Source organism: Micromonospora sp. NPDC002575, from assembly GCF_042889525.1.
GTDB classification, from domain to species: Bacteria; Actinomycetota; Actinomycetes; order Mycobacteriales; family Micromonosporaceae; genus Micromonospora; species Micromonospora carbonacea.
Map to the genome: position 1 here is coordinate 1 of NZ_JBIARA010000026.1, position 14,676 is coordinate 14,676.

The following is a 14,676-nucleotide window of genomic DNA, read 5'->3' on the forward strand; positions in this document are numbered from 1 at the left end:
TCCGGAAGAACTCTGCCTTGACCTCAGCGGAAACGACCACGGTCCTCGCAACCCCCAGAAGAACTAGGCGTTGCGAGGACCGCTAGACCCCAAGCTGTTGTACAGGGGGCCCTTCCTAACGCAGGGCCCGCGGCGCGCGGCCCTCGCATCGACGGGCGACTGTGTAAGGAGCCTCACGCGGAGTGATCCTTCCGCCCGGCGGGTGGCGGGCGTATCGTCGGCGGGCGATGACCAACGTCTGGGACCTCACCGTCCGCCTGTACGTCGACCTCCGACGGCAGGCCAGCGGCGTCTGTCCGGCGCGGCCCGTCTCCTCCTGACGCCCGCCCGACCGCCCTCTCCCGCTTGGACGTTCCCATGGCTTCCGTCCTGCGCAAGTTTCCCTTCTCCCTCCAGATCCTGCTCGGCCTCGTGCTCGGCGTGGCGCTGGGCTTCGTCGCCCGCGCCAACGACCTGGGCTGGCTGGCCGGCGCCCTCGACACCGTCGGCGGCCTCTTCGTCCAGTTGCTCAAGCTGGCCGTGCCGCCGCTGGTGTTCACCGCCATCGTGGTCAGCGTGGTCGGCCTGCGCGGCGTCGCCAACGCCGCCCGGCTGGCGCTGAAGACGCTGCTCTGGTTCGGCGCGACCGCGCTGGTCGCGGTGAGCATCGGCATCGGCCTCGGCCTGCTCACCGACCCCGGCCGGGGCGTCACCCTCGACGTGGGCGCCGCCGCCCCGCCGAAGACCACCGGCTCCTGGACCGACTTCCTCACCGGCATCGTCCCCACCAACCCCGTCGGCGCGTTCGTCGAGGGCAACGTGCTCCAGATCGTCTTCCTCGCCCTCGTGGTGGGCGCGGCGGCAATGCTGGTCGGCGAGGCCGCCGAGCCGTTCGTGGCGCTCAACCGGTCGCTGCTGAGCATCGTGCAGAAGGCGCTGTGGTGGGTGATCCGGCTCGCCCCGATCGGCACCCTCGGCCTCGTCGGCAACGCCGTCGCCTCGTACGGCTGGGACCTGCTGGCCCCGCTCGCGAAGTTCACCACCGCCGTGTACGTCGGCTGCGCGATCGTGCTGTTCGTGGTCTACCCGCTGCTGCTGGTCGCCGCCGGCCGCCTCAACCCGCTGCGCTTCTTCGCCGGGGCGTGGCCCGCGATCGAGCTGGCGTTCGTCTCCCGCTCCTCGGTCGGCACCATGCCGGTGACCCAGCGTTCCGTCGAGCGCCTCGGCGTCCCCCGCGAGTACGCCTCGTTCGCCGTGCCGTTCGGCGCGACCACGAAGATGGACGGCTGCGCGGCGATCTACCCCGCCCTCGCGGCGATCTTCGTCGCGCAGGTCTTCGGGGTGGACCTGGACGTCGGCGACTACCTGCTCATCGCGTTCGTGTCGGTGGTCGGCTCGGCGGCCACCGCCGGCCTGACCGGCGCGATCGTGATGCTCACCCTGACCCTGAGCACGCTGGGCCTGCCGCTGGCCGGCGCCGGCCTGCTGCTGGCCATCGACCCGATCCTCGACATGATCCGCACCGCCACCAACGTGGCCGGCCAGGCCGTCGTGCCGACCATCGTGGCCGCCCGCGAGGGCATCCTCGACCGGGCCGCGTACGACTCGGCGGGCCGCCGCGGCCTCGCCGACGCCGGGACGGGCGACGCCGGCCGTCCCGCCCGCCCCGACGCGCCGGCTCCCGTCCCCGCCTGACAGCTCGGAGAGGATAACGACATGAGCCGCCTGTTCACGCCCCTGGCGCTGCGCGCCGTCACCCTGCCCAACCGGGTCGCCCTGGCCCCGATGTGCCAGTACAGCGCGGGCCCCGACGGCCTGCCGACCGACTGGCACCGCGTACACCTGGGTTCCCGCGCGGTGGGCGGCGCGGGCCTGGTGCTCACCGAGGCGACCGCCGTGGTGCCCGAGGGCCGGATCAGCCCGCAGGACGTCGGGCTCTGGTCCGACGCGCACGTCGACGCGTGGCGGCCGGTCACCGCGTTCGTCGCGGCGCAGGGCGCGGTGCCGGCGGTGCAGCTCGCGCACGCCGGGTTCAAGGCGTCGACGTACCGGCCGTGGGCGGCCGGGCGGGGCGGGGTGCCCGACGCCGACGGCGGCTGGACGCCGGTCGGCCCCGGCGCGGAGCCGTTCGTGCCGGACTACCGGGTGCCGGCCGCGCTCGACGAGGCGGGCATCGCGGGGGTGGTGGCGGCGTTCGCTGCCGCCGCCGGCCGCGCGGTGGACGCCGGCTTCGCCGCCGTGGAGATCCACGCCGCGCACGGGTACCTGCTGCACGAGTTCCTCTCGCCGCTGACCAACCACCGTGCCGACGGCTGGGGCGGTGACCGGGCGGGCCGGATGCGGCTGACCCTGGCGGTGGCCCGCGCGGTGCGCGTGGCGGTCGGCGAGAGCGTCCCGGTGCTCGCCCGGATCTCCGCCACCGACTGGACCGAGGGCGGCTGGACGATCGAGGACAGCGTGGTGCTCGCCGGGGAGCTGGCGGCGGCCGGCGTCGACCTGGTGGACGCCTCGTCCGGCGGGGCGGCCCCCCGGGCCACCATCCCGGTGGGCCCCGGCTACCAGGTGCCGCTCGCGGCCCGCATCCGCCGGGAGGCGGGCGTCCCGACGGGCGCGGTCGGCCTGATCGTCGAGCCGGAGCAGGCCGAGCAGATCGTGGCCGGCGGGGAGGCGGACCTGGTGTTGCTGGGCCGGGAGCTGCTGCGGGACCCGTACTGGCCGCGGCGGGCGGCGGCGAAGCTCGGCGCGACGCCCGACTGGCCCGCCCAGTACGAGCGCGCCTTCTGACCCCGACCGGGTGCGCGCGGGCCCGGACCTTGGACAGTTGTCGTTCGACGGTGACGGCAACTGTCCAAGGTCGGCCCGCGGGGCCTGCGGGGCCTGCGGGGGCGCGCGGGCCCCGGGGCAAGGTCGGTGCGCGGGGTTCGGGGGTGCGGGGCGGGTCAGCCGGCCAGGTGGCCCCAGTCCCGTTCCAGGTCCCGCCAGGGGCCGTGGGCCGCGACCGTGCCGTCGACGAGCACCACCACCTGGTCGGCGCGGACCAGCGCCGCCCGTTTCGACGTCGAGCCCACCACCGTCACCCCGTGCTCGCGCAGCGCCGCCCACAGCTCCAGCTCCGTGGTGACGTCCAGCGCCGAGGACACGTCGTCGGCGACCAGCAGTTCCGTACGCGGGGCCAGCGCCCGGGCCAGCGCCAGCCGCTGGAGCTGCCCGCCGGACAGCCGGGTGCCCTTGTGCCCGATGAGCAGCCCGAGCCCGCCCCCGCCGACGCCCCCGGACGCCGCCAGGTCGTGTTCGAGCTGGGCCGTCGACACCGCCGCCGCCGCGTCCACGTCGTGCCCGAGCGCGACGTTGTCGGCGACGGTGCCGGAGAGCACCCGGGGCAACTGGCCGACGTAGCCGACCTGCTGGGGGCGCAGGAACACCTCCGGCTCGGTGACCGGCTCGCCGTTCCAGCGCAGGGTGCCGGTGTGGTGCACGATCCCGGCGAGGGCGCGCAGCAGCGACGACTTGCCCGACCCGACCGGCCCGACGACGAGCACGAGCTGCCCGCGTTCGACGGTCAGGTCGACGTCGTGGGCGGCGAGCGTCCCGTCGGTGTGCAGCGCGCCGAAGCCGACCAGCTCCAGCCGGCGTAGCGGGTGCCGGGGCGGGGGCTCGGGCGCGGGCGCGGTACCGGCGGCCAGGTCGACCCCGGGCACCGACGCCGAGTAGGCCCCGACCCCGGCCATCGCGACCGTCCGGCGCGTCCACACCCGCGCGGACGGCAGCTGGGACACCAGCGACGCCGTCGTCCACGCGAACCAGCGGGCCGCGCCGAGCGTGGAGACCGCGACCAGGGTCGCCCCGGCGGACAACCCACCGCCGAGGTAGAGCGCCCAGGCGCCGATCGGCAGCAGGCCGCTGGCCAGGGCGGGCGTCGAGCGGGCCCAGACCTGCACGGAGATCTCCCGGCGCTGCCGCTCGCTGCGGGCGGTGTCGAGGTCGGCGAGGTGGCCCAGCACCGGCCGGGTCGCGCCGGCCAGCTTCACCGTGCGGGCCGCCGACAGCGACGACACCAGCGCGGTGGCGAACGCCGCCCGCGCCGCCACGGTGGCCCGCGCCGACCGTTCCAGGCGCGGCCCGAACAGCGTCGCGGCCAGCCCGGACACGATCATCGTCCCGGCGAAGAACAGGGCCGGGACCCAGCTCCCGGAGACCAGCGTCATGGTCACCACGATGAGCACGGAGATGCCCTGGTCGAGCATGTTGTCGGCGAGGATCACCACCCGCTCGGTGTCGCCGCCCTGGGCGACCACCTCCGCCGGGGTGTGCCCGCTGATCCGGCGGGGCCCGGTCTGCCCGTGCACCAGCCGCAGGCTGATCCGCAGCATCTGCCGCACCCACCAGTTGGGGAACAGGGTGCTGGTGAGGTACGGCACCGGCGTCGTCACCAGCAGCGCGGCGACGATCCCGACCGCCGGCCACCACGGGTCGCCCACCCCGTCGACCAGGTCGGCCCAGAGCCAGGGCAGCACCGAGCCGTCGAGGCCGAGCAGGCCCCCGAACCCGAACAGCGCGATCGCCACGAGACCGTACCGCGGGTTGTTGGTGGTGAGGCGGAGGATCTCCCGCATCGTGCGGGTGCGCGGTGCCGGCGGCAGCGGAGGCGGTTCGGCCTTCACCCGCGCGGCCCCGACGGGCGCGGCGGCGGACCCGGGCGCGCCGGTTCCCGCGGGGCCGCCGGGCGCGTCCGACGGCGGCGGCGGATCGGTCAGTACGGCCGCGCCGCCGGCCCGCCCGCCGCCGCCCGCACCGGCCCCGACCCCCGCACCGGCGTACGCGGAGGCGTGGCTGACGGCCAGCAGCTCGGCGAACCGCTCCGAGGTGTGCAGCGGCCCCGCCTCGACGACCGCGCCGTCGGCCAGCACCACCACCTCGTCGCAGCGGCGCACCGAGGAGAGCCGGTGCGCGATGACGATGCCGATCCGGTCGGCGAGCAGCCGGTCGGTGGCCCGCTGCACCAGCGTCTCCGTGACCGGGTCCAGCCGCGCGGTGGCCTCGTCGAGGATCACCACGTGCGGGTCGCGGACCAGGATCCGGGCGAACGCGACGAGCTGTTCCTGCCCGGCGGACAGCACGTGCCCGCCCTCGCCCAGCCGGGTGTCCAGGCCGTCGGGCAGCCCGGCGATCCAGCCGGCCAGGCCCAGCTCGTCGAGCGCCCGGGCGGCGTCGTCGAGCAGGTCGGGGTCGAACAGCGCGACGTTCTCGGCGAGGGTGCCGGCCAGGATCTCGGTGCGCTGCGGCACCACGGCGATCCACCGGCGCAGCAGCTCGACGTCGAGGTCGAGCAGGTCGGTGTCGCCGAGCAGGACGGTACCGCGCGGCAGGTCCACGGCCCGGGTGAGCACCTTGGCCAGCGTCGACTTGCCGGACCCGGTGCGGCCGACGAGGGCGTACGACCGGCCCCGGGCGAACGTCAGCGAGACGTCGCGCAGCGCCGGCGCGCGGTCGCCGTCGGAGCCGCCGGCCGGGTAGCGGTAGGTGAGATGGCGCACGACCAGGTCGCCGTCGGCGGGCTCCCGGCCGCCGGCCGGCTCCTGCGGGGCGTCCTGGAGCAGTTGCACCCGCCCCCAGGCGCCGAGCGCGTACTGCAGCTCGGGCACCATCCGGCTGACGTGCTCGACGGTCGCGCCGAAGGCGAGCACCAGCAGCCACACGGCGGTCAGCCGGGCCGCGTCGATCCGGCCGGCGGCCAACGCCCACGCCCCGCCGAGGACCACCCCGACGATGCCGACCCGGATGACGCCGGCACCGGTCGCGGTCACCCAGGCCGACATCCGCCACACCAGGTTGCCCCGGGCCAGCACCGCCGCGGCGCGTTGGGCGTAGAGCCGCAGCACGTACGGCCGGGCGAGGCTGGTGCGCACGTCGTCCTGGCCGTGGACGGCCTCCTCCATGACGGCGGCGAGGTCGGTCCAGGCCTCCTCCTCGGCCATCCGGGCCGGGGCGATCCGCCGCGTCGGGCGGCGCAGGACGAGGGCGAGCAGCACGGTCAGCGCGAGCATGCTCACCCCGGCCGGCCACCAGACGAACATGGCCACGACCGTGGAGAGCAGGCCGGTGGCGCCCATCTGGGCGATGCGTACGCCGTGCCCGCGCACCTCGGAGGCCACCTGGTAGACGTCGCCGTCGATGCGGTCAAGCAGCTCGCCGACCGGGGTGCCCTCCAGCGTGGGCAGGTCCTGCCCGAGCGCCACCCGGCACAACCGCCGCCGCACGTCAGCCGACCAGTCGGCGGTGAGGCCGGCCATCACGAGCCCGATGGTGAGGTCGGTCACGACGGCCGCGCACAGCGCCACGGCCAGGACCGCGAACAGGAAGCCCGAGCGGTGCACGAGCACCGGGCCGGCGAGCGCCGCGGCGGCGGCCTGGCCGGCGGCCCCGAGCACGACCAGCGTCGCCACCAGCGTCATCCGGCGGGCCGAGGTGGCCCACAGGTCACGGAAAAGGCGCATGTCGGTCCCCCCGGACACTCGGATGGCGGTGCTTCCACCCTCCGTGATCCGGTCGACGCCTTCAACGCATTTACCGCCCGCGCCACCCGCCCGGGTGTCCGCGCCACCCAACCGCGCCCCCGGCGCCCCCGGCGCCTCCGGTGCCTCCCGCGCCTTCCGTGCCCCCGGCGCCTCCCGCGCCTTCCGTGCCCCGGCGCCTCCCGCGCCTCGGGGTGAGAGGGGAACCCTTCTCTACCGCAGGCGTTAACAGGGGGCCCTTCCTTGCACCTCAGAAGAGGACGGTGGCGAGGGTGCCGACCGGGCGGAAGCCGCAGCGCTCGTATACGCGGCGGGCCGGCTGGTTGAAGTCGTTCACGTACAGGCTGACGGTCGGGGCCACCCGCAGCAGCGCGTCGCGGGTGACCGCGGCCATCGCCGCCGTGGCGATCCCCCGGCCGCGCCACTCCGGGGCGACCCAGACGCCCTGGACCTGCGCGGTGTGCCGGGTCACCACCGCCAGCTCGGCCTTGAAGACGACCTGGCCGTCGACGAACCGCGCGTACGCCCGGCCGGCCCGGACCAGGTCGTCGACCCGCCGCCGGTAGCCGCGCCCGCCGTCCTCGGCCAGCGGCGAGACGCCGACCTCTTCGGTGTACATGGCCACGGCGGCGGGGAAGAGGCGGTCCACCTCGTTGCCGCGCACCAGCCGCACGTCGGGGTCGGTGGCGACCGACGGGAGCGCGTCGGTGGCCAGCAGCGGCTGGTTGGGCCGGACGTCCCGGGCCGGCCCCCAGTGCCCGCAGAGCCGGTCCCAGAGGCCGAGCACCGCGTCGGCCCGCCCCACGATCGACGAGCAGAGCCGCTCCTCGGCGGCGAGCAACTCGGCGTAGGCGGCGACGGCCGGCTCCGAGGCGAGCACGGGGGTGAGGTTTCCTCCGAGCCAGCAGATCGACTCGAGGTGGCGGCGCGCGCCGTAGCCCAGGATGCGTGCCTCGGCCCGCCACCAGGCCAGCCCGCGCGCGGTGACCCGCTCGGCGACCTGCGCCCCCGCGAACGGGTCGAGGTCGAGCAGCCGCTCGACCGCGCGCCGCTCCGATTCCCCGAGTTGCCGCACCGGCGCCGTCAGCACGCCTCCAGCCTGCCAGATCGGCCGCCCGCCCCGCCGGCCGAGTACGGAGTCCGCCGCAGGCTGGGCGGGACTCCCCCGCCGGCCCGCCAGGCGGTGCCGAAAAACGAGTTGTTGCCGACCCGTTGCCGATATATCGTTGATGCATCAGCGACAGAACTTCGAGAGGAGAGAACCCATGGGGTTCCACCGCCGGACACACATGCACGAGGCGCGGATGCGGGGCTTCGGCTTCCCGCCGTTCCCACCCGGCCCGCCCGGCCCACCGTTCCCGCCGGTCCCGCCCGGGCACGGGGGCCCGCACGGCGGCGGGCGGGGCGGCCACCGGGGGCGCGGCCGAGGGCGGCGGCCCAACGTCCGCGCCGCCGTGCTGGCCCTGCTCACCGAGCGGCCGATGCACGGCTACGAGATGATCCAGGAGATCGACTCCCGCACCGGCGGGGCCTGGCGGCCCAGCCCCGGGTCGATCTACCCGACCCTCCAGCTCCTGGAGGACGAGGGCGTCGTCGTCGCCGCGACCGAGGAGGCCGGCGGCGGGCGCAAGCGGTTCACCGTCACCGAGGCGGGCCGGGCCGAGGCCGACGAGGCGGCGCAGGCCCCGCCGTGGGGCGAGTTCGCCGAGGACACCGTCGCGAGCTGGCACGACATCCGCGACGCCGGCACGCAGGCGATGCACGCGCTGCGGCAGGTGATGATGACCGGCACCGACGACCAGCGGGAGCGCGCCGCGCAGGTGCTCGCCGAGACCCGGCGCAAGCTCTACGCCATCCTCGCCGAGGGGTAAGGAAGGGCCCCTTGTTAACGCATACGGTCGAGAAGGGTCCCCTTCTCACGCCCCGGGCACCGCCCGCGCAGGAGGCAGGAGGCAGGCGCGGCAGGCGCGGCACAGCAGGGCACACGACAGGGGGCCGTTCCCGGCGGAACGGCCCCCTGTCGGCGTGGCGTGACGGGTCAGTGCGGCGGGTCAGTGCACCGTGACGGTGGCCCCCGGGACCAGGCCCCGCAGCTCCTCGGGCAGCTCCGCGCCCATCTCGTCGGCGATCCGCAGCGCCTCTTCGATCAGCGTCTCCACGATCTGCCCCTCGGGGACGGTCTTGACGACCTTGCCCTTGACGAAGATCTGCCCCTTGCCGTTGCCCGAGGCGACGCCGAGGTCGGCCTCGCGGGCCTCCCCCGGCCCGTTGACGACGCAGCCCATGACGGCCACCCGCAGCGGCACCGGCAGCCCCTCCAGGCCGGCGGTGACCTCCTCAGCCAGCTTGTAGACGTCGACCTGGGCCCGGCCGCACGACGGGCAGGAGACGATCTCCAGGCCCCGCTCGCGCAGCCCCAGCGACTCCAGGATCTGGTTGCCGACCTTGATCTCCTCCACCGGCGGGGCGGACAGCGACACCCGGATCGTGTCGCCGATCCCCTCGGCCAGCAGCGCGCCGAAGGCGACCGCCGACTTGATGGTGCCCTGGAACGCGGGGCCGGCCTCGGTGACGCCGAGGTGCAGGGGGTAGTCGCAGCGCTCGGCGAGCTGCCGGTAGGCCCGGATCATGACCACCGGGTCGTTGTGCTTCACGGAGATCTTGATGTCCCGGAAGCCGTGCTCCTCGAACAGCGAGCACTCCCACAGCGCCGACTCGACGAGCGCCTCGGCGGTGGCCTTGCCGTACTTGGCGAGCAGCCGCTTGTCCAGCGAGCCGGCGTTGACGCCGATGCGGATCGGCACCCCGGCGGCGGAGGCCGCCGCCGCGATCTCCTTGACCTTGTCGTCGAACTGCCGGATGTTGCCCGGGTTCACCCGCACGGCGGCGCAGCCGGCGTCGATCGCGGCGAAGACGTACTTGGGCTGGAAGTGGATGTCGGCGATCACCGGGATCTGCGACTTGCGGGCGATGGCCGGCAGCGCCTCCACGTCGTCCTGCGAGGGCACGGCGACCCGCACGATCTGGCAGCCGGACGCGGTCAGCTCGGCGATCTGCTGGAGGGTGGCGTTGACGTCGGAGGTGAGGGTGGTGGTCATCGACTGGACCGACACCGGCGCGCCCCCACCGACCGGCACCGAGCCGACCATGATCTGGCGGCTGGCCCGGCGCGGGGCGAGGGCGGGGGGCGGCGCGGCGGGCATACCGAGACTGACTGCGGTCACTTCAGGCACTCACCTTGAGAAGAGCGTGATGGGGTTGACGACGTCCGCGGTGACGGTCAGCAGCGTGAACACGCCACCGATCAAAATCACCACGTACGTGATGGGCATGAGCTTGAGATAGTCGACGCGGCCCGGGTCCGGGCGGCCGAACCGGGCGAAGACCCAGGACCGGGCCCGCTCGAACCAGGCGATGGCGATGTGCCCGCCGTCGAGCGGCAGCAGCGGCAGCAGGTTGAACACGCCGATGAAGAAGTTGAGCGACACGAACAGCATGAAGAACACCAGCCAGGCGTTGTTCTCCACGGCCTCGCCGCCGAGCCGGCTCGCGCCGACCACGCTGATCGGGGTGTCCACGTCGCGCTCGCCGCCGCTGATGGCCGTCCAGAGGGCGGGCACCTTCTGCGGGATGCGCTTCATCGCCTCGTACGTGCCGACGGCCATGTCGCCGGTGAACCGGGCGGTCCCGCCGAGGGCGGCGACCGGCCCGTACTGGACCCGGGTGGGGGTGCTGAACTGGAGGCCGATGCCGAGCGCGGCGACCGGGCCGACCGCGCCCTTCGGGTCGTCCAGGGGCGGGCGCTGGGTCTGGGCGAGCACGGTGCTCGTGGTGCCGGGCTGGCCGTCGCGGACGTACCCGATCTGGGCGGTTTCGCCCGGTTTGGTGGCCCGCAGCGCGACGAGCAGCTCGCCGTAGTTGGCGATCGGGGCGCCGTTGAACGAGGTGATCTTGTCGCCGTCGCGCAGGTTGGCCGTCGCGGCCGGGCTCGCCGGGTCGCTCGCCGCGCACTCGCGCACGGCGTTCTCCGGCACCACGCACTTGGCCAGGGCGATGACCGCCGGCTCCTGGCGGGCCTCGGCGTCGGTGGTCGGGAAGTCCGGGTTGGGCAGGCCGGCGGAGACGGCGATGATCCAGGTCGCGACGAGGGCCAGCGCGAAGTGGGTGACCGAACCGGCGGACATCACGATCGTCCGCTTCCAGACCGGGTAGCGCCACATCGCGCGGTGCTCGTCGCCCGGCTCGACGTCGTCGTCCTGCGGCGTCATGCCGACGATCTTGCAGAAGCCGCCGAGCGGGATGCCCTTGAGGCCGTACTCGGTCTCGCCCCGCTTGAAGCTCCAGATGGTGGGGCCGAAGCCGACGAAGTAGCGGGTGACCTTCATCCCGAACGCCTTGGCGGTGAGCATGTGCCCCGCCTCGTGCAGGCTGACCGAGACGAGGATGGCCAGGGCGAACAGGACCACCCCGAGCAGGTACGCCATCAAGCTCCTTCCACCGATGCCGATGCCGATGACGACGACGCCGAGACCGACGACGCTGACGCCGCCGACGGCGACGCCACGATGATCTCCTGCGCGTGCGCGCGCGCCCACGACTCGGCGGCGAGCACGTCCTCGACGGTACCTGGTTCGGCGAAATCGGGAGCGTCCTCCAGGACCCGCCGGAGGGTGTCCACGATGCCGAGGAACGGCAGCCGGCCGGCGACGAACGCCGCGACGCACTCCTCGTTGGCCGCGTTGTAGATCGCCGGGCGGCAGCGCCCCGCCTCCCCGGCCGCCTTGGCCAGCGCCACCGCCGGGAACGCCTCGTCGTCGAGCGGGGCGAACTCCCAGGTGTGCGCGGTGGTCCAGTCGACGGCGGCGGCGGCCTCCGGCACCCGGTCGGGCCAGCCGATGCCCAGCGCGATGGGCAGCCGCATGTCGGGCGGGCTGGCCTGGGCCAGCGTCGACCCGTCGGCGAACTCGACCATCGAGTGGATCACCGACTGGGGGTGCACCATGACGGTGATGTCGGCGTACGGCACGTCGAACAGCTCGTGCGCCTCGATCACCTCCAGCGCCTTGTTGACCATCGTCGCGGAGTTGATCGTGACGACGGGCCCCATGTTCCAGGTCGGGTGCGCCAGCGCCTGCGCGGGCGTGACCTGCGTCAGCTCGTCGCGCCGCCGCCCCCGGAACGGCCCGCCGCTGGCGGTGACCACCAGCCGGCGCACCTCGCCCCGGGCGCCGCCGCGCAGGCACTGGGCCAGCGCCGAGTGCTCGGAGTCGACGGGCACGATCTGCCCCGGCCGCGTCACCGCGGCCCTCACGAGGGGGCCGCCGGCCACGAGCGACTCCTTGTTGGCCAGCGCGAGGGTACGCCCGGCGCGCAGCGCCGCGAGCGTCGGCGCGAGCCCCAGCGAGCCGACCACCCCGTTGAGCACGACGTCGCAGGGCCACTGGGCCAGCTCGGTCATCGCGTCCGGCCCCGCCACGATCCTGGGCAGCTTGAAGTCGCCGCTGGACCAGCCGCGCCGGCTCGCCTCGGCGTAGAAGGCGAGCTGGAGGTCCTGCGCGGCCGACGCCTTCGCCACCCCGACCGCCTCGACGCGCAGTTCGAGGGCCTGCGCGGCGAGCAGCTCGACGTTGCCGCCCCCGGCGCCGAGCGCCACCACCCGGAACCGGTCGGGGTTGCGCCGGACGATGTCGATGGCCTGGGTGCCGATCGAGCCGGTCGAGCCGAGCAGCACAAGATCGCGGGGAGTTGTCACCCGCCCATTCTTCCCCAGCCGGGCTGCGCGCCCGCTGGGAGCCTCACCGCCGTCAGGACGCCTCGTCGTCGAGCAGGTCGGCCGGGTCGACGGAGAAGTCGAACGGGCGGACCATCGTGAACGTGCTGCCGGCCGCGGCGGCGGCGAGCGGGCGGTAGTCGCCGTCGACCAGCTCGTACAGCGCCAGCGTCGGCACCCGGTTGCGCAGGTCGACGCGGAGGAAGAAGGGCACGCCGGCGGCGGCGTACTCCCGGGGCCGGTCGATCACGTCCTTACGCCGGTTGCCCGGCGAGACGATCTCCCCGAGCAGCACGGCGTCGCTGATCTTCATCGTCGTCCGGCCGCCACCCGAGGCACGCAGCACGACGATGTCAGGGATGAACAGATCGTCGCCGGAGACGATGTTGACCTCGTGGTAGAGCCAGAGCCCCGCCCGCCGGGCCGCCTGCTTGAGCAGGTAAGCCAGGTCGAGTTCGACGTTCTGGTGGTCGAAGCCGGCATGTGGTGTCACGATCACGCTTCCGCTCAGGACCTCGACCTTGGGGCCGTTGGTCTCCGGCAAGAGGTCGAGAGCGAGCCGCGCGGTCCACGGCTCGTCGTGCCACCGGAGCACGTCGAACGACGGCTCGGGCCGCTGCGGCGCCGGCTCGGGCGCGAACGCTGCCTGGGCCATCCGGGCTCACCCCCTCAGCGGAACATCCTGCTGGCATCCAGCCTAGTCGCGCAGCCCCGATCCGCCCTGCTCGCACACGGTGTCCGACCGTGCCGTCAGGCTCCGGCGCGCAGGACGAAGGCGTCCAGCTCCTCGCCGCCGTACCAGTCGGTGCGCCGGCCCACGTACGCCATGCCGAGCCGCCGGGCCACCGCCGCCGACGCCGTGTTGCCCGGCGACACCACCGCCCACACCTGCGGGGTGCCCGTCGCCAGCTCCCGGGCCACCAGCGCGCGGGCCGCCTCGGTGGCGTACCCGTGGCCCCACGAGTCGGGGTGCAGGTGCCAGCCGACCTCGATGTCGGTCGTCGGCACCCGCTCGTCGCGGCCCGGCAGCGGCTTGAGCAGCACCGTGCCGACGACCCGCCGGTCGGCGCGCGTCTCGATCGCCCAGGTGCCGTACCGGTCGCCGTGGGCGCAGTGCCGCTCCCGCCAGGCGGCGAGCCGGTCGGCCGCGCCGGACGGATCGGTCAGCGGCAGGCCCGGGGCCGTGCCCAGCCAGCGCACCACCTCGGCACTGGAGTAGATGTCGTAGATCCGCGCCAGGTCGCCCGTTCCGGCGGTCCAGTCGCGGATGCTGAGGCGTTCCGTGGTGAGCACGGTCATGACGCGGGATCGTAGTGCGTACCGGCAGGTGAGGCGGGGAAGAAGGTCGCGGTGGCAGACGGATGGCAGCGGACGAAGCGGATCGTCAGCGCCGCGTTCCGGCCCGTACGCGGGCGGGACCTGTCGCTGCACGCCGCCGCCATCACGTTCTACGGCGCGATCGCCGTGGTGCCCGTGGCGCTGCTGGCCATCTGGACGACGGGGCTGGTCGCCGGGGCGGACCGGGTGCGGCGGCTCACCTCGTACGCCATCGAGACGCTGCCCACCGACATCGGTGCGAACCGGGCGGTGGCCGCGCTGCTGGAGGGCGGGCTCGGCCTGACCCCGGCCCTGGCCCTGGCCTCGCTGCTGCCGGCGTCGCTGTACGGCGAGGGGCTGCGCCGGGCCTTCGTCTCGGTGGCCACGCCGCACGAGCCGGGCGGGACGCTGGTCGGCTGGCGGGGCCGGCTGCTGCTGCTCCCGCTGCTCGCGCCCGCCCCCGCGCTGCTGCTGTCGATCCTGCTGGCCCTGCCGCTCACGACCCGCCTGGTACGCCAGGGCGGCTGGCTGGGCGCGCTCGGCGTGGTGCTGTCCTTCCTCGGCGTCTGGCTGGTGCTCACCCCGGTGCTGATGTGGGTGTTCCGGGTGGTGGGGCCGGCATCGCCGGACTTCCTGTCGACGCTGGTGATCGGGTCGTTCACGGCGGCGAACCTGTCCGGCTTCCTGCACGGCTTCGTGCTGTTCGCCTCGCTGCCGCTCGACCTCGGCGCGCCGTTCGGCGGCTTCGACGCGATCGGCGGCGGGGTGGCGGTGCTGCTGTGGCTCTACCTCTTCCACGTGATCGTGCTGGCCGGGTATTCGGCGACGCTCGCCCTGTCGGACTGGCGGGCCCGCCGCGCCGCCGCACGATGAGCACGCGCGGGGGCGCGGCGGGCCTCCCGCCCGGGTGCCGCTAGGGGCGGTCGAGCAAGCCCGAACGGGTGGCCCCGACGAAGCCGGCCCAGGCCGCCGGGGCGAAGCTCAGCGCTGGGCCCTGCCGGTCCTTGCTGTCGCGCACGCCGACCGCCTCGGCGAACGCCGCCACCTCGACGCAGTCACCTTCCCCGCCGGAGCGGGTGGACGTGCGCCACACACGGC

Annotated in this window: 12 protein-coding genes; 4 read left to right on the forward strand and 8 right to left on the reverse strand. The window is 74.6% G+C overall.

The window, feature by feature from the left end; translation table 11 throughout:
• Positions 1-369: 369 nt before the first annotated feature.
• Together ACFYWL_RS27900 and ACFYWL_RS27905 are read left to right on the forward strand one after the other, a co-directional pair.
• Positions 370-1,674: a dicarboxylate/amino acid:cation symporter gene (locus ACFYWL_RS27900; protein ID WP_386978770.1), complete on the forward strand. Its 1,305-nt coding sequence runs from the start codon at positions 370-372 to the stop codon at positions 1,672-1,674.
• Between the two features lie 21 nt (positions 1,675-1,695).
• The gene (locus ACFYWL_RS27905; RefSeq protein WP_386978622.1) at positions 1,696-2,763 is read left to right on the forward strand and encodes an NADH:flavin oxidoreductase/NADH oxidase; all 1,068 of its coding nucleotides are present in this window, start codon (positions 1,696-1,698) and stop codon (positions 2,761-2,763) included.
• Between the two features lie 155 nt (positions 2,764-2,918).
• Here the strand turns inward: ACFYWL_RS27905 and ACFYWL_RS27910 are convergent, their stop codons facing one another.
• Both ACFYWL_RS27910 and ACFYWL_RS27915 read right to left on the reverse strand, forming a co-directional pair.
• Entirely contained in the window at positions 2,919-6,473 is a 3,555-nt protein-coding gene (locus ACFYWL_RS27910; RefSeq protein WP_386978626.1) for an ATP-binding cassette domain-containing protein, read from the reverse strand.
• Positions 6,474-6,741: 268 nt separating this feature from the next.
• Complete coding sequence (locus ACFYWL_RS27915) at positions 6,742-7,581, reverse strand: GNAT family N-acetyltransferase (protein WP_386978629.1); 840 nt, start codon at positions 7,579-7,581, stop codon at positions 6,742-6,744.
• Between the two features lie 175 nt (positions 7,582-7,756).
• Here ACFYWL_RS27915 and ACFYWL_RS27920 point away from each other — a divergent pair, with 175 nt between their 5' ends.
• Positions 7,757-8,362 (forward strand): PadR family transcriptional regulator, encoded by a 606-nt coding sequence (locus ACFYWL_RS27920; protein ID WP_091277487.1) that lies wholly within the window; start codon positions 7,757-7,759, stop codon positions 8,360-8,362.
• Positions 8,363-8,542: 180 nt separating this feature from the next.
• Here the strand turns inward: ACFYWL_RS27920 and ispG are convergent, their stop codons facing one another.
• The 5 genes from ispG to ACFYWL_RS27945 all read right to left on the reverse strand — a co-directional run bounded on the left by ispG (position 8,543) and on the right by ACFYWL_RS27945 (position 13,560).
• On the reverse strand, positions 8,543-9,715 hold the full coding sequence (ispG, locus tag ACFYWL_RS27925; protein ID WP_386978634.1) for a flavodoxin-dependent (E)-4-hydroxy-3-methylbut-2-enyl-diphosphate synthase: 1,173 nt from the start codon (positions 9,713-9,715) through the stop codon (positions 8,543-8,545).
• Positions 9,716-9,724: 9 nt separating this feature from the next.
• Positions 9,725-10,975 (reverse strand): M50 family metallopeptidase, encoded by a 1,251-nt coding sequence (locus ACFYWL_RS27930; RefSeq protein ID WP_386978637.1) that lies wholly within the window; start codon positions 10,973-10,975, stop codon positions 9,725-9,727.
• Complete coding sequence (gene dxr, locus ACFYWL_RS27935) at positions 10,975-12,243, reverse strand: 1-deoxy-D-xylulose-5-phosphate reductoisomerase (RefSeq protein WP_386978640.1); 1,269 nt, start codon at positions 12,241-12,243, stop codon at positions 10,975-10,977. The genes ACFYWL_RS27930 and dxr overlap by 1 nt, the downstream gene beginning before the upstream one ends.
• 52 nt (positions 12,244-12,295) lie before the next feature.
• Positions 12,296-12,916, reverse strand: a complete 621-nt coding sequence (locus tag ACFYWL_RS27940; RefSeq protein WP_386978643.1) for a Uma2 family endonuclease — start codon at positions 12,914-12,916, stop codon at positions 12,296-12,298.
• A gap of 95 nt (positions 12,917-13,011) precedes the next feature.
• Positions 13,012-13,560 carry a GNAT family N-acetyltransferase gene (locus ACFYWL_RS27945; protein ID WP_386978646.1) on the reverse strand — a complete coding sequence of 183 codons (549 nt, stop codon included), beginning with the start codon at positions 13,558-13,560 and terminating at the stop codon, positions 13,012-13,014.
• A gap of 51 nt (positions 13,561-13,611) precedes the next feature.
• Between ACFYWL_RS27945 and ACFYWL_RS27950 the strand changes: the two genes are divergently transcribed.
• Positions 13,612-14,451: a YhjD/YihY/BrkB family envelope integrity protein gene (locus ACFYWL_RS27950; protein WP_386978649.1), complete on the forward strand. Its 840-nt coding sequence runs from the start codon at positions 13,612-13,614 to the stop codon at positions 14,449-14,451.
• A gap of 40 nt (positions 14,452-14,491) precedes the next feature.
• Here the strand turns inward: ACFYWL_RS27950 and ACFYWL_RS27955 are convergent, their stop codons facing one another.
• On the reverse strand, positions 14,492-14,671 hold the full coding sequence (locus tag ACFYWL_RS27955; protein WP_386978773.1) for a DUF397 domain-containing protein: 180 nt from the start codon (positions 14,669-14,671) through the stop codon (positions 14,492-14,494).
• Between the last annotated feature and the right edge of the window lie 5 nt (positions 14,672-14,676).